Raw genomic sequence first — 15582 nt, forward strand, 5'->3', positions numbered from 1 at the left:
TTGTTCAATCGGTCAAAAGATGGTGGATGGGCAGGCGGGGATTACTTTTCGGTATCCACCAAGCCTTTGACAAACCACTTTTGCATCAGCATCACCACCAGGGTCGGTGGCAGCATGGCAATGATGGCGGTCGCCATCACGATGTTCCAGTCCACGGCGGCTTCACCGCCGGCCAGCATGCGCTTGATGCCAATCACCACGGGGTACATGTCTTCCGAGGTGGTCATGAGCAGCGGCCACAGGTACTGGTTCCAGCCGTAGATGAACTGGATTACGAACAGTGCGGCAATCGAGGTGCGCGACAGGGGCACCAGGATGTCCTTGAAGAAACGCATGGCGCCGGCGCCGTCAATGCGGGCTGCTTCCACCAGTTCGTCCGGTACGCTCAAAAAGAACTGACGGAACAGGAAGGTGGCCGTGGCCGATGCGATCAGCGGCAGGGACAGGCCGGCATAGCTGTTCAGCAGGCCCAGCTCCGCCACCACTTTGTAAGTGGGCAGGATACGCACTTCCACGGGCAGCATCAGGGTCATGAAAATGGCCCAGAAGCAGATCATCTTGAAGGGAAAGCGGAAGTAGACGATGGCGAAGGCCGACAGCAGCGAGATCGCGATCTTGCCCACGGTGATGATCATGGCGACCACAAAGCTCACCCACATCATGTGGACGACGTTGGTGCTGGAGCCCAGCTTGCCGGAGCCGATCAGGGCTTCCTTGTAGTTTTCCCACAGGTGCATGCCTGGCAGCAGCGGCATGGGCGACTGCACGATGGCATCGGCCGTGTGGGTGGAAGCGACGAAGGCCAGATACAGCGGGAAGGCAACGATGGCCACGCCCAGAATCAATACGGCGTGGGAGATGATGTTGAGCCAGGGGTTGCGATCAACCATGAGTGGACTCCAGGTTCACGGAATTTGAAGCTATGAGGGACAGGGAGAAGCGGCGCATCAGTACTGCACCTTCTTTTCCACATAGCGGAACTGGATCACGGTCAGCACAATCACGATCAGCATCAGGATCACGGACTGGGCTGCAGAGCCGCCCAGGTCCAGCGCCTTGAAGCCATCCTGATAGACCTTGTAGACCAGAATCGAAGTCGACTGGCCCGGGCCGCCCTGAGTTGCCGCGTCGATGATGCCGAAGGTTTCAAAGAAGGCGTAGACGATGTTGATCACCAGCAGGAAGAAGGTGGTAGGCGACAGCAGCGGCAGCTGGATGTTCCAGAAGCGGCGCCATGGGCCTGCGCCATCAATCGAGGCGGCTTCGATCAGCGCCTTGGGAATGGATTGCAAACCTGCCAGGAAGAACAGGAAGTTGTAGGAAATCTGTTTCCACACCGAGGCCAGCACAATCAGCGTCATGGCCTGGCCTTCATTCATCAGGTGGTTCCAGGTATAGCCCAGCTTGCCCAGGAAATACGCGACCACGCCGATGGAGGGCGAGAACATGAACACCCACAGCACGCCGGCAATCACGGGAGCGACGGCGTAGGGGACGATCAGCAAGGTCTTGTAGACCATGGCGAAACGCACGATGCGGTCCGCAAAAATAGCCAGGGCCAGAGACACCGTGATGCCGACGCCTGCCACCAGAACCGAGAACAGCGCTGTGCGCTTGAAAGACTCAAGATAGGTGGGGTCGCTGAACAGCTGACGGAAGTTGTCCAGGCCCACCCATTCGGTGCTCATGCCGAATGCATCTTCCATCTGGAAGGACTGCAGCACGGCTTGTCCTGCGGGCCAGAAGAAGAAGATGGCAATGATCAATAGCTGGGGGGCTATCAGCACCCAGGGCAGCCATCCGGATCGGAAAAGTACGCGTTTTTCCATAAGGATTCACAAATAAAAAAACCGCCGGAGCCAGGATGCAGCACACGGGGTGTTGTGGTCGCAGTGCCCCGGATTGGGACACTGCAGGCCTTATGGCATCAGCAAGATGCCAAGGGGATTAGTTTTTGTAGGAGCGCTCGAAGCGGGCCAGCAGTTCGTTGCCACGGCTCACGATGGAGTCCAGGGCCTGCTTGCCGGTCTTCTTGCCAGCCCACACTTGTTCGAGTTCTTCGTCCTCGATGGTGCGGATCTGCACATAGTTGCCCAGACGGATACCGCGCGAGTTGTCGGTCACCTTGCGGATCATCTGCGTCACAGCCGTGTCGGTGCCGGGGTGCTTGGCGTAGAAGCCGGACTTTTCGGTCAGGTCATACGCGGCCATGGTCACAGGCAGATAGCCGGTGCGCTGGTGCGAAGCGGCCTGCACCTTGGTTTGCGACAGGAATTCGAAGAACTTGGCCACTCCCTTGTAGCGTTCTGGGCTCTTGCCGGCCATCACCCACAGCGAAGCGCCACCGATCACGGTGTTCTGAGGCGCGCCCTTGACATCGGGGTAGTAGGGCAGGGGAGCCAGGCCGTAGTTGAACTTGGCATTCTTGGCCACATCGCCGTAGAAGCCGGACGAGGTCTGGATCATGGCGCATTCACCGGCGGTGAACGATGCCTGTGCCGTCGAGGCACGGCCCTTGTACACAAACTCACCGGCCTTGGCTGCGGCGCCCAGGTTGTCGATGTGCTTGACGTGCAGAGGGGAGTTGATCTTCAGGCGGGCCTTGTAGCCGTTGGCGCTCAGACCATTGTGTTCGGTGGCGAACTCCACGTTATGCCAGGTGGAGAAGGACTCCAGCTGGGTCCAGCCCTGCCATGCCAGCGTCATGGGGCAGCTGTGGCCGCTTTCCTTGAGCTTCTTGGCGGCTGCAAACACTTCAGGCCAGGTCTTGGGGGCGACGTCGGGGTTCAGGCCGGCCTTCTTGAAGGCGTCCTTGTTGTAGTAGAAGATGGTGGTGGAGCTGTTGAACGGGAAGCTCAGCATCTGGCCGTTGGGGGCGGTGTAGTAACCGGCCACGGCAGGGATGTAGGCCTTGGGGTCGAAAGACACGCCGGCATCGGCCATCACCTTGCCCACGGGAATGGTGGCGCCCTTGGAAGCCATCATGGTGGCGGTGCCCACTTCAAACACTTGCAGGATGTCAGGCGCATTGCCCGAACGGAAGGCCGCAATGGCTGCCGTCATCGATTCGTCATAGACGCCCTTGAAGGTAGGGACAATCTTGTAGTCCTTCTGGCTCTCGTTGAACTGCTTGGCCAGGTCGTTGACCCACTCGTTGTTCACGGCAGTCATGGAGTGCCACCATTGGATTTCGGTGGTGGCTTGTGCCGTGAAGGCAGTAGCGGCGACGGCGGCAGCCAGGGCCAGTTGCTTGAATTGCATGAAAGCTCCTCTAACGTTCGGTGACGAAATGTGCAGTGCTGCACATTAGGTTATACGTGTGACATATGCGTGTCATTGTTTTCATCCACTCCACGCAAGACCACAGGCCAAACCCGCTGTTTTACAGTTGCATGACAACAAAATGACTCTTGCGTATGCGCGAAGTTGCGCCATTCTAGGTCAAGACAATTTCGTTTCAAGTTGTCATGTTTTCGGTTTGAGTTGTTTTTGATTCGTAACTGGTTGCTTTTACGGGTGGATTCCCGAACTTCGTGGTCTTGACGCGACATAAAGCACCCAGAGCGCAAAGGCCTGAAGCGCGCTTTGCCTGTGACACGGCCTTGGGTGCCGGCGTAGAATTTGTGATAGCGCAGGCCGGGCCTGCTCTCGTTGGTGAGGAGACGCTTGCCCACAGGAGAGTCCTCAGGGCTGCATGAGCAGGCTGGCTCGCATAAAATCTGCGTCCCACTGGCTTAGGGGCGCTGTCAGACGCCCGAAACGGTCTACCCCCATGAATGTACCGATTGCGTTGGCCGCCGCATTGCATGCCCCGGCTGCCGAACCCGCACGACTGCGAGAAATTCCCTACAACTACACCTCGTTCTCTGACCGTGAGATCGTGATTCGCCTGTTGGGCTCATCCATGTGGGATGTGCTCAACCAGCTGCGCCAGGAACGGCGCACAGGCCGATCGGCTCGCATGCTCTACGAGGTGCTGGGAGACATCTGGGTTGTGCAGCGCAATCCTTATCTGCAGGACGATTTGCTGGATAACCCCGGCCGCCGCAAGTCCCTGGTGGAAGCGCTGGCCCACCGCCTGTCCGAGATCGACAAGCGCCGCGAACCCCAGGGTGACGCTGCGCGTGATCAGCTGGTGGGGCAACTGGTGGAAGCGGCCCACCGTGCCGTGCACGAATTCAATGCCACTTTTGTCGAGGCAGAGCAGCTGCGCCGCCGCGCACAGAAGACGCTGCGCCGCTACACGGCCAAGGACAACATCAAGTTTGACGGCCTCTCGCGCGTGGCCCATGTGACCGATGCGACCGATTGGCGCGTCGAATATCCGTTTGTAGTGCTGACGCCCGACTCTGAAGCTGAGATGGCCGGTCTGGTCAAAGGCTGTATCGAGCTGGGTCTGACCATTATTCCGCGTGGAGGCGGCACTGGATATACGGGTGGTGCTATACCTTTGACATGGCGCTCGGTGGTGATCAACACCGAAAAGCTGGAAGCGCTGACTGAGGTGGAAATGCGCCGCATCCCCGGCGTGGACCACGATGTGCCCACCATCTTCTCCGAAGCCGGTGTGGTGACACAGCGTGTGGCCGATGCGGCCGAACGCGGCGGTTATGTGTTTGCGGTGGATCCGACTTCCATCGAGGCCTCCTGCATCGGCGGCAACGTGGCCATGAATGCCGGCGGCAAAAAAGCCGTGCTCTGGGGCACGGCGCTGGACAATCTGGTGTCCTGGCGCATGGTCACGCCCGATGCGCAGTGGCTGGAAGTCACGCGTCTGGATCACAACCTGGGCAAGATCCACGATGCCGAGATGGCCTGCTTCGAGCTGAAGTATTTCGAAGCCGACGGCAAGACCTACATTCGTAGCGAACGTCTGGATATCCCGGGCCAGACTTTCCGCAAGGAAGGCCTGGGCAAGGATGTGACGGACAAATTCCTGGCCGGCCTGCCCGGTATTCAGAAGGAAGGCACGGACGGCCTGATCACCAGCGCCCGCTGGGTGGTGCACCGCATGCCGGCCCACACCCGCACGGTGTGCATGGAGTTCTTTGGCAATGCCAAGGATGCCGTGCCCTCCATCGTCGAGATCAAGGACTATATGTTCGCCGAGCAAAAGCGCTCGGGCGTGCTGCTGGCCGGTCTTGAGCATCTGGATGACCGCTACCTCAAGGCCGTGGGTTACGCGACCAAGAGCAAAAAGGGCAATGGCAAGCTGCCCAAGATGGTGTTGCTGGGCGATATTGCCGGCGACGATGCCGATGAAGTGGCCCGCGTGACCAGCGAAGTGGTGCGCATTGCCAATTCGCGCAACGGTGAAGGCTTTATTGCCATCAGTGCCGAGGCGCGCAAGAAATTCTGGCTGGACCGCAAGCGCACGGCGGCCATCTCGCGCCATACCAACGCCTTCAAGATCAATGAAGACGTGGTGATTCCTCTGCCGCGCATGGCCGAGTACACCGACGGCATCGAGCGCATCAATATCGAATTGAGCCTGCGCAACAAGCTCAAGCTCTGCGACGAGCTGGCCAGCTTCTTCAGGCATGGCGATCTGCCCCTGGGCAAGCAGGATGATGCAGGCGATATTCCGGCGGCCGAGCTGCTGGAAGACCGCGTGCACCAGGCGCTGGCTCTGGTGGCCGAGGTGCGCGAGCTGTGGCAAGGCTGGCTGGATGGCGTGGCGACGCTGTTCCCGCAACTGCAGGACCACACGCTGCGCGCCAGCTGGAAGACCCAGCTCAAGGAACCGCTGTCCCTGATTTTTGCGGGCGCCGCCTTCCAGCCGCTGCTGGCTGCGGTCAATGCCACTCACCAGAAGGTGCTCAAGGGCCGGGTCTGGGTGGCGCTGCACATGCATGCCGGCGATGGCAATGTGCACACCAACATCCCCGTCAACAGCGATGACTATGAAATGCTGCAGACCGCGCACGAAGCCGTGGCCCGCATCATGAAGCTGGCGCGCAGTCTGGATGGTGTGATCTCGGGCGAGCACGGTATCGGCATCACCAAGCTGGAGTTTTTGTCGGACGCCGAGCTGGCACCGTTTGCCGCCTACAAGAAGAAGGTGGACCCGGAAGGGCGCTTCAACAAGGGCAAGCTGATCCGCAATGAAGAGTGGGATGCTTCGGCGCATCAAAGCCACGACGGCCGCTCGCCGCGCGAGTCGCTGATGTTTGCCGATCTGACCAATGCCTACACGCCGTCTTTCGGCCTGATGGGCTATGAGTCCATCATCATGCAGCAGTCGGATATCGGCGCGATTGCCAATTCCGTCAAGGACTGCCTGCGCTGCGGCAAGTGCAAGCCCGTGTGCGCCACCCATGTGCCGCGCGCCAATCTGCTGTATTCGCCCCGCAACAAGATTTTGGCCACCTCGCTGCTGGTGGAGGCCTTCCTCTACGAAGAGCAGACCCGCCGCGGTGTGTCCATCAAGCACTGGCAGGAGTTTGAAGATGTGGCCGACCACTGCACGGTCTGCCACAAGTGCTTCAACCCTTGCCCGGTCAAGATCGACTTTGGCGATGTGACCATGAATATGCGCAATCTGCTGCGCAAGATGGACAAGAAGAGCTTCCGTCCCGGCAACAAGCTGGCCATGACCATGCTCAACGCCACCAATCCGGACACCATCAAGTTCATGCGCACCGCCATGGTGGGCGTGGGCTTCAAGGCCCAGCGCCTGGCTGCCGATGTGCTGCAAAGCTTCGCCAAGAAGCAGACGGCGCATCCGCCCGCATCGGTGGGCACGGCGCCAATCAAGGAGCAGGTGATCCACTTCATCAACAAGAAGCTGCCCGGCGGTCTGCCTAACAAGACGGCGCGCGCCTTGCTGGATATTGAAGACAAGGATTACGTGCCTATCATCCGCAACCCGCAGAAAACCAGTGCGGATACGGAAGCAGTGTTCTATTTCCCCGGCTGCGGCTCCGAGCGTCTGTTCAGCCAGGTCGGCCTGGCCACGCAGGCCATGCTCTGGCATGCGGGCGTGCAGACCGTGCTGCCGCCAGGCTATCTGTGCTGCGGCTATCCCCAGCGCGGCAGCGGTCAGTTCGACAAGGCCGAGAAGATGATCACGGACAATCGTGTGCTCTTCCACCGCGTGGCCAACACCTTGAACTATCTGGACATCAAGACCGTGGTGGTGAGCTGCGGTACCTGCTACGACCAGCTGCAGGGCTACGAGTTCGACAAGATTTTTCCCGGCTGCCGCATCATCGACATCCATGAATATCTGCTGGAAAAAGGCATCACCCTGGAAAACAAGGGTGCTTATCTCTACCACGACCCCTGCCACACGCCCATGAAGACGCAGGACCCCATGAAGACCGTCAAGGCCTTGATGGGCGACAACGTGCTCAAGAGCGAGCGCTGCTGCGGCGAGTCCGGCACGCTAGGCGTGACGCGTCCCGACATCTCCACCCAGATCCGTTTCCGCAAGACCGAAGAAATCCGCAAGGGCGAGGCCGAACTGCGTGACAACGGCCAGCTGGGCGAGAAGGAAAACGTCAAGATCCTGACCAGCTGCCCCAGCTGCCTGCAAGGCCTGTCGCGCTACGGCAATGACCTGAACAACGGTCTGCTCGAAGCCGACTACATCGTGGTCGAGATGGCGCGCGACATTCTGGGTGAGAACTGGATGGCCGAATACGTGGATCGCGCCAATCAGGGCGGCATCGAACGCGTCTTGGTATAAGGCAAGTCATGAGCAAGCCAGCAACATGCCCTTTGTGCGACAGCGATGGCGGCACCCTCATCTGGAGCGGCGCCAAGCTGCGCGTCATTCGCGCCCAGGAGGCCGGTTTTCCCGGTTTTTACCGCGTGGTCTGGAATGCGCATGTGGCAGAGTTCTCTGACCTGAGCGCCGCAGATCGCAGCCTGTGCATGGAAGCGGTGACCGTGGTGGAGCGCGTGCTGCGCGAGCAGCTATTGCCCACCAAGATCAATCTGGCGGCACTGGGCAATATGGTGGCCCATCTGCACTGGCATGTGATTGCGCGCTATGACTGGGACAGTCACTTTCCCGCACCCGTCTGGGCCGGCGCCCAGCGTGCGCGTGACGAGCAGCGCGAAGCCGAGCTGCTCAAGCGGCTGCCCCAGGTGGATGCCGAGCTGATCGCTGAGCTGAACGCCTGGGCGGTTTGAGAGATTGAAATTGCGGGAAAGGGCGGCTGTGTGCCGCCCTTTTATCCATTGAAGGAGAACATCATGGCCGGATTGCAAGCCAACACCCCTTTGCCAGAGTCGCTGACCGTGCACGGCGCTTCGCGCGCACTGGAAGTGTCTTACTCGGACGGCAAGTCCTTTCGCATCCCTTTCGAGCTGCTGCGCGTGTACTCGCCTTCGGCCGAGGTGCAGGGTCACGGCCCGGGTCAGGAAGTGCTGCAGACGGGCAAGCGCGAGGTCGGCATCACCACCATCGAGCCGGTGGGCAATTACGCCATCAAACCGTTTTTCAGCGACGGCCATGAAAGCGGTTTGTACACCTGGGAATACCTGTATCAGCTGGGCAGCCAGCAAGATGCGCTGTGGCAGCAGTATCTGCAGCGCCTGGAAGAAGCCGGTCTGGATCGCGATACGCCCATGCCTGGCAAGAGCGCCGGCGGCCACGGCTGCAGCGTTCACTGAAGGGGCAGGCGCCGCGCATTCAGTGCATCTGAGGGTGCAGACATTTGCGCGTCATGCTCGCCAACCGTGCTGCAAGCACCACAAGACCACTGTGCAAGACGCAGGGTTATGTGATGAGATGCTATATTTAACGTAGCTAATAGCGCTTGCATATCAAGGGCTTGAAGCTGATTCTTTTATAAAACCATAGTGCTGCAAAGCCTGTAGTTGCACGGGGTTGTCGCTGTACGCCTCGGCACTGCCTGCTTAGCATTCATCGTTATGAGCTCCACACACTTCGGATTCCAGTCAGTTGATGAAAGCGAGAAGGCCGGCCGCGTGCGCGGCGTGTTCGACTCCGTGGCCTCCAAATACGACGTCATGAACGACGTGATGTCCGGTGGTCTGCATCGTGCCTGGAAGGCTTACACCGTCATGGTTGCCAACCTCAAGGAAGGCGACAAGGCGCTGGATATCGCGGGCGGCACGGGCGATCTGGCCCTGGCTTTTTCCAAGAAGGTCGGCATGTCCGGCCAGGTGGTACACACCGACATCAACGAAGCCATGCTGCGCGTGGGGCGTGATCGCCTCACCGACAAGGGTGTGATCCTGCCGACGCTGGTCTGCGATGCGGAAAAGCTGCCTTTCCCTGATGGTCACTTCGACCTGGTCAGCGTTGCCTTTGGTCTGCGCAATATGACGCACAAGGATCAGGCCCTCAAGGAAATGAACCGGGTGCTGCGCCCCGGCGGCAAGTTGCTGGTGCTGGAGTTTTCCAAGGTGGCCAAGCCCCTGGAGAAGGTCTACGACTTCTATTCGTTCAAGATTTTGCCGGCCATGGGTCAGATGATTGCCGGTGATGCCGAGAGCTATCGCTATCTGGCCGAATCGATTCGCATGCACCCCGGCCAGCAGGAGCTCAAGGCCTTGATGCAGGAATGCGGTTTTGGCCATGTGGACTATCACAATATGACGGGCGGCATCTGCGCCCTGCATGTGGGTATCAAGTGCTGAGCGCGTCCCGCGTTTGGCTTGGTGGTTAGTTTTTTTTCAGATTAATTGGGGAATGAGCATGAGAAAGCTGTGGTCAATAGTCTTGGTTGCGATGCTGGTGGTTGCGCATGGACAGGCAGATGCCAAGCGCATGGGCGGCGGCTCGTCGGTCGGCAAACAGTCCAGCAACGTGACGCAGCGCAACAGCTCGGCTGCTCCTGCCCAGAATCCACAGGCTCCGCAGCAAAATGCGGCGCAGCAAAACCGTCCCGGTACGCCGGCGGCAGCGCCTGCTGCTGCGCCCAAGAAGCCTTGGGGCGCCATGCTGGGCGGCCTGGCTGCGGGTCTGGGCTTGGCCTGGCTGGCCAATTCGCTGGGTTTTGGCGAAGCCTTTGGCAATTTCTTGATGATGGCTTTGCTGGCCATGGTTGCCATGGCGGTGATCGGCATGATCATGCGCGCGCGCCGCAACAACCAGGCTGCCACGGCAGCGCCCATGAACAACAGCCCCTTCGCTTTTCAGGGTGCCGCCCCTGTGGGCGCTGGCAATACGGGTAGCGCCAATGCCAGCCAGGCACGCCAGTACAACCCCGAAAAAGTGGGCAACGATGCATCGGCCCGCCCTTGGGAGCAGGAGCATCTGCTGGCCGGCGCTGGCGCCGGTGCTGCTGGCGCCGGTGCTGCTGGCGCAGGTGGCTCCATGATCGGCTCGGCCCTGTCGGGCTCGCAAGCCTGGGGTGTGCCTGATGGTTTCGATACCGATGGTTTCCTGACCGCAGCCAAGCGCAATTTTGTGACGCTGCAATCGGCCTGGGATCGCTCCGACATCGGCTCGCTGCGCTCGATGATGACCGATGAAATGCTGTCGGAGATCCGTGGCCAGCTGTCCGAGCGCGAGTCCCAGCGCGGCGGTGAACCAAACCACACCGATGTGCTCATGATCGATGCCCAGCTGCTGGGTATTGAGGACCTGGGCAACGACTACATGGCCAGCGTGGAGTTCTCCGGCATGATCCGCGAGGAAGCCTCCGCAGGCCCCAGCCCCTTCCGCGAAGTCTGGAACATGACCAAGCCCAAGAGCGGCACCAGTGGCTGGTTGGTAGCCGGCGTGCAGGCTCTGCAATAAGCCACTTTTTGAAATGGCATGCCTCATGCCAGAGGCACCAAGCAAGCGCCGCCGCGCAGCGAAGGTGCCGTCCCCCTCAGGGGGAAGTGACGTAGTCACTCAGGGGGACTCCATTTCATGAATAATCGGGGGACTATGGCAACACAGTCCCCTCTTTCTTTTCTCAACGGTCTCGTGGAACGCGTGATGGCCGGCCCTCAGGCTCCCGAATGGCTGGTGAGCGAATTGCACCAACGTCTGGTGCTGTTCCTCAATCATGTGCTGATGCAGGAAAAAGAGGCGACGGAGCGCCTCGTGCGACAGAAAGGCCGTATTGCCCGGGTGCAATGGCGTCAGTACTCTGTGGCTCTGCAAATCACGCCCGCCGGCCTGTTCAACGTGGCTCCCGAAGATGCTGCGCCAGATCTGATGCTGGAAGTGACGCAAACCTCGCCCTTCTCGCTGGCTCAGACTGCCTTGCGCGGCGACAAGCCCGCCATCCGCATCGAAGGTGATGTGCAACTGGCGGCCGAAATCAACTGGCTGGTGGACAACGTCAAGTGGGATGTGGAGGAAGACCTCGCTCGCATGATTGGCGATGTGCCGGCGCATACCGTTGCCAAGGTGGCACGCACTGCGGCCCAGGGCCTGCGCCAGTTTGTCGGCGCCCGCATGGGCGGCAATTCGCCTGCCGAAACCACCAGCCCCGTTTCTGCTGCACCAGTGGCTGCCATGCCTGGCGGCTCTGACTATTCCCAGCCATGAGTCGTTTCTTGCGCGGCTGGGCCATCCTCTGGGTGGCGTTTCGTTACGGCCTTGACGAGCTGGTGCTCTCGGGTCTGCCCCATCCCTGGTTGCGCCGCCTGCGCGGCGTGCTGACCTTTGGCCGCAAGCTGGACAAGCCACGCGGCGTGCGCCTGCGCGAGGCCCTGGAAGAGCTGGGTCCGATTTTTGTGAAATTTGGCCAGGTGCTCTCCACCCGCGGCGATCTCATGCCGCCCGATGTGGCGCTGGAGCTGGCCAAGCTGCAGGACCGCGTGCCGCCGTTCGAGGCGCAGATTGCGGTGGACACGATCGAGCGATCCTTCCGTAAATCGCTGGATCAGATTTTTGTGGAGTTCGACCGCAAGCCGGTGGCCAGCGCCTCGATTGCGCAGGTGCACTTTGCCGTGGTGCGCAACAAGGACGGCAGCCACAGCGATGTGGCCGTCAAGGTGCTGCGCCCGGGCATGAAGACGGTGATCGACAAGGATCTGGCCCTCATGCACATGATGGCAGGCTGGCTGGAAGCCGTCTCCAGCGACGGCAAACGTCTCAAACCCAAGGAAGTGGTTGCCGAATTCGACAACTATCTGCATGACGAGCTGGATCTGATCCGCGAAGCCTCCAATGCGGCGCAACTGCGACGCAACATGGAAGGCCTGGATCTGGTGCTGATCCCGGAAATCTTCTGGGATTACTGCCATACCGATGTGATGGTCATGCAGCGCATGAACGGCGTGCCCATCAGCCAGGTGGAGCGCCTGCGCGAAGCCGGGGTGGATATCCCCAAGCTGGCGCGCGACGGGGTGACGATTTTCTTCACCCAGGTGTTTCGCGACGGCTTTTTTCACGCCGACATGCACCCGGGCAACATCATGGTCAGCCTGGAGCCCGAGACTTTCGGGCGCTATATCTCGCTGGACTTCGGCATCGTCGGCACGCTCACGGAGTTCGACAAGGAGTACCTGGCGCAGAACTTTCTGGCCTTCTTTCGCCGCGACTACAAGCGCGTGGCCGAGTTGCATGTGGAAAGCGGCTGGGTACCCGCCACCACGCGCGTGGAAGAGCTGGAGGCGGCGATTCGCGCCGTCTGCGAGCCGTATTTCGACCGCCCGCTGGCCGAAATCTCGCTGGGCATGGTGCTGATGCGTTTGTTTCAGACTTCGCGCCGCTTCCAGGTCGAGATTCAGCCGCAGCTGGTGCTGCTGCAGAAAACGCTGCTCAATATCGAAGGCCTGGGGCGTCAGCTCGATCCCAATCTGGATCTCTGGAGCACGGCCAAGCCTTTCCTGGAAAAGTGGATGCTTGACCAGATGGGCCCGCAGCGTCTGTGGCAGGAATTGCAGGCCCAGGCACCGCGCTACGCCAAGCTGCTGCCTGATTTTCCGCGCGTGCTGCACCAGTACCTGGCCGGCCAGGGCAAGAACCATGAGAAAGACAGCTTGCTCAAGGAGCTGCTCAAGCAGCAGAAGACGACCAATCGCTTGCTGCAGGCCATTCTCTGCGGCGGCATTGGCTTTGTGATCGGCCTGGTGGCGCTGCAGGTTCTGCTGCGCCTGCGCTTCTAAACCCCAACCCATTTTGCAACAGGAGTGCCAGCGTGCTGCTCTCAATGGTGATTGCATACCTGTTGGTGACCATAGGCATTGGCCTGTGGGCTGCCAAACGGGTAAAGAACACGGCTGACTTTGCCATTGCCGGGCGCCACCTGCCCTTGTACATGATCATTACCACCACGTTTGCCACGTGGTTCGGGTCCGAACTGGTACTGGGCGTGCCCGCCAAGTTCCTCGAAGGCGGCCTGCGTGCCTTGGTCGAAGATCCGTTTGGCGCGGGCATGTGCCTGATTCTGGTTGGCGTGTTCTTTGCAGCCAAGCTTTATCGCATGTCGCTGCTGACCATCAGCGACTACTACCGCGCCCGCTACGGACGGGTGATCGAGATGGTCTGCTCGCTGATCATCATGATCAGCTACCTGGGCTGGGTCTCGGCCCAGGTCACGGCGTTGGGTCTGGTCTTCAATCTGCTCTCGGGCGGAAGTGTCAGCATTCCGCTGGGTATGACGATAGGTTTGCTCTCGGTGCTGATCTACACGCTGTTTGGCGGCATGTGGTCGGTGGCCGTGACCGACTTCGTGCAGATGATCATTCTGGTGCTGGGCCTGCTGACGCTGGCTTTCTTTGCCGGAGACATGGCCGGCGGTGCCGACAAGGTGGTGGAGCTGGCCGTGAGCCGCGATCTTTTCCGCTTTCTGCCCGAGCCCAGCTTTCACGACATCATCTTTTTCCTTGGCGCGGCAGTCACCATGATGTTGGGCTCGATTCCCCAGCAGGACATCTTCCAGCGCGTGATGTCGGCAGACACCGAAAAATCGGCCGTGCGCGGCACCATCATCGGCGGTGCCTGCTATGTGATTTTTGCTTTTGTACCCATGTTTCTGGTGGCCAGCGCCTTGCTGATCATGCCCAATGAAGCCAAGCTCTTGCTGGCCGAGGATCCGCAGAAAGTGTTGCCCACCCTGGTCATGGACAAGATGCCGTTTGCCATGCAGGTGCTGTTCTTTGGCGCGCTGCTGTCGGCCATCAAATCCTGTGCTTCGGCAACCTTGCTAGCCCCCAGCGTGACATTTACCGAGAACATCTGGCGCCAGTTCCGCCCCTATGTCAGCGATCAGGACAGTCTCAAGACCATGCGCATCAGCGTGCTGGTCTTCTCCGCATGCGTGCTCGCCTACTCCATCATGATGCAGGGCACGCCGATTTATGAACTGGTGGCCAGCGCCTATCAGGTGCCTCTGGTGGGCGCTTTTGTGCCCCTGGTCTTTGGCCTTTACTGGAAGCGCGCCACCACCCAGGGCGCTGTTTGCGCGGTGGTGCTGGGCATAGGCGTGTGGCTGGTGTTCATGGTGACGCCAGCGCTCAATCAGGCATTTCCACAGCAGCTGGCAGGGCTTTTATCGGCAGTGACCGGCATGGTGCTGGGGTCGCTGCTGCCCCAGTGGGTCAACAACCACCGGCGGGAAATACCGAGTGTGGAAGCGCTCAACGCCTGAGACAGCAATTTCCCGCGCCAAAGGACTTCATCCCGAGGCACAGCAGATCAAGGGGCGGCGCTTATAATTGAGGGTTTTTGCACTTCCCTCGTTTAAAGCGCTATGCCTATTTATGCATACAAGTGTGGCTCCTGCGGTCATGCCAAGGATGTGCTGCAGAAAATTTCGGACGCGCCGCTGACCGTGTGCCCAGCTTGCGGGGTTCCGGCCTTTTCCAAGCAGCTCACGGCTCCGGGTTTTCAGCTCAAGGGTTCGGGCTGGTATGCCACGGACTTCAAGAACAGCGGCAGCAGCAAGCCTTCTCCTACCGCCTCGGCCGACAGTTCTGCCGCCAGCACCACGCCAGCCAGCACGGCGCCTGCCGCAGCGGCTGACAGCTCCACTACGACCAGCAATACCTAGGACTGCTCCACACTATGTCTGCATTGCGCAAATGGTTGATTGCCGGTTTGCTGGTCATCGTTCCCCTGGTGATTACGCTGGGTGTGCTCAACTGGATCATCGGAACGCTGGACCAGACGCTGGCCATTCTTCCTGAGGCCTGGCAGCCCGACAGATTGCTGGGCGTGCACATCCCTGGCTTTGGCGTCATCTTGACTCTGCTGATCTTGCTGGTGGTGGGTGCCATTGCCAGCAACTTCATTGGCCGCAAGTTTGTAGGCTGGGGTGATGCGCTGGTGCGCCGCATTCCCGTGGTGCGTTCCATCTATTCCAGCGTCAAGCAGGTCTCCGACACGGTTTTCTCCGACAGCGGCAACGCCTTTCGCACTGCGGTGCTGGTGCAGTGGCCGCGCGAAGGGGTCTGGACCGTGGCTTTTGTCACCGGTACGCCCAGCGGTGAAGTCGCAGCCTATCTGCGCGACGAATATCTGAGCGTGTTCGTGCCCACGACGCCCAACCCCACGGGGGGCTATTTCGTGATGGTGCGCAAAAGCGAGTGCATAGAACTCGAGATGAGCGTGGATGCTGCGCTCAAATACATTGTTTCGATGGGTGTGGTTGCTCCGCCTGACCTCACCGCTGTCGAAGAACCTAAATAACAACCTTGTCGCATCCGTAGGGGTGCAGG

Annotated in this window: 13 protein-coding genes; 10 read left to right on the forward strand and 3 right to left on the reverse strand. The window is 60.1% G+C overall.

Annotation, left to right across the window (positions count from 1 at the left end; translation table 11 throughout):
- Nucleotides 1-41 precede the first annotated feature (41 nt).
- The 3 genes from ugpE to ugpB all read right to left on the reverse strand — a co-directional run bounded on the left by ugpE (nt 42) and on the right by ugpB (nt 3261).
- Complete coding sequence (ugpE, locus tag EAO39_RS04865; protein WP_120966414.1) at nt 42-890, reverse strand: sn-glycerol-3-phosphate ABC transporter permease UgpE; 849 nt, start codon at nt 888-890, stop codon at nt 42-44.
- A 57-nt stretch (nt 891-947) separates the two neighbouring features.
- Nucleotides 948-1829 (reverse strand): sn-glycerol-3-phosphate ABC transporter permease UgpA, encoded by an 882-nt coding sequence (gene ugpA, locus EAO39_RS04870; protein ID WP_120966415.1) that lies wholly within the window; start codon nt 1827-1829, stop codon nt 948-950.
- 118 nt (nt 1830-1947) lie between these two features.
- Nucleotides 1948-3261, reverse strand: a complete 1314-nt coding sequence (gene ugpB / locus EAO39_RS04875) for a sn-glycerol-3-phosphate ABC transporter substrate-binding protein UgpB (RefSeq protein ID WP_120966416.1) — start codon at nt 3259-3261, stop codon at nt 1948-1950.
- 511 nt (nt 3262-3772) lie between these two features.
- Here ugpB and EAO39_RS04880 point away from each other — a divergent pair.
- From EAO39_RS04880 to EAO39_RS04925, 10 genes are all read left to right on the forward strand, one after another.
- Nucleotides 3773-7690 (forward strand): FAD/FMN-binding oxidoreductase, encoded by a 3918-nt coding sequence (locus EAO39_RS04880; RefSeq protein ID WP_120966417.1) that lies wholly within the window; start codon nt 3773-3775, stop codon nt 7688-7690.
- An 8-nt stretch (nt 7691-7698) separates the two neighbouring features.
- Nucleotides 7699-8139, forward strand: coding sequence for an HIT family protein (locus EAO39_RS04885; RefSeq protein WP_120966418.1), 441 nt, complete (start codon nt 7699-7701; stop codon nt 8137-8139).
- A gap of 63 nt (nt 8140-8202) precedes the next feature.
- The gene (locus EAO39_RS04890) at nt 8203-8622 is read left to right on the forward strand and encodes a DUF971 domain-containing protein (protein ID WP_120970694.1); all 420 of its coding nucleotides are present in this window, start codon (nt 8203-8205) and stop codon (nt 8620-8622) included.
- Between the two features lie 261 nt (nt 8623-8883).
- Entirely contained in the window at nt 8884-9615 is a 732-nt protein-coding gene (ubiE, locus tag EAO39_RS04895; protein ID WP_120966419.1) for a bifunctional demethylmenaquinone methyltransferase/2-methoxy-6-polyprenyl-1,4-benzoquinol methylase UbiE, read from the forward strand.
- 58 nt (nt 9616-9673) lie between these two features.
- Nucleotides 9674-10720, forward strand: coding sequence for a Tim44-like domain-containing protein (locus EAO39_RS04900; protein WP_120970696.1), 1047 nt, complete (start codon nt 9674-9676; stop codon nt 10718-10720).
- Nucleotides 10721-10855: 135 nt separating this feature from the next.
- Nucleotides 10856-11464 carry a hypothetical protein gene (locus tag EAO39_RS04905; RefSeq protein WP_120966420.1) on the forward strand — a complete coding sequence of 203 codons (609 nt, stop codon included), beginning with the start codon at nt 10856-10858 and terminating at the stop codon, nt 11462-11464.
- A complete protein-coding gene (gene ubiB / locus EAO39_RS04910; RefSeq protein WP_120966421.1) occupies nt 11461-13029 on the forward strand; it encodes a ubiquinone biosynthesis regulatory protein kinase UbiB in 1569 nt (522 codons plus the stop codon). The genes EAO39_RS04905 and ubiB overlap by 4 nt, the downstream gene beginning before the upstream one ends.
- 32 nt (nt 13030-13061) lie before the next feature.
- Nucleotides 13062-14513, forward strand: a complete 1452-nt coding sequence (locus EAO39_RS04915) for a sodium:solute symporter family protein (RefSeq protein ID WP_120966422.1) — start codon at nt 13062-13064, stop codon at nt 14511-14513.
- Nucleotides 14514-14615: 102 nt separating this feature from the next.
- Nucleotides 14616-14915: an FmdB family zinc ribbon protein gene (locus EAO39_RS04920; RefSeq protein ID WP_120966423.1), complete on the forward strand. Its 300-nt coding sequence runs from the start codon at nt 14616-14618 to the stop codon at nt 14913-14915.
- A 14-nt stretch (nt 14916-14929) separates the two neighbouring features.
- Nucleotides 14930-15553, forward strand: a complete 624-nt coding sequence (locus EAO39_RS04925) for a DUF502 domain-containing protein (protein WP_120966424.1) — start codon at nt 14930-14932, stop codon at nt 15551-15553.
- The last annotated feature ends 29 nt before the right edge of the window (nt 15554-15582 follow it).

The sequence above is a fragment of the Comamonas sp. lk genome (genome assembly GCF_900564145.1).
Classification (GTDB): Bacteria; Pseudomonadota; Gammaproteobacteria; order Burkholderiales; family Burkholderiaceae_C; genus Comamonas.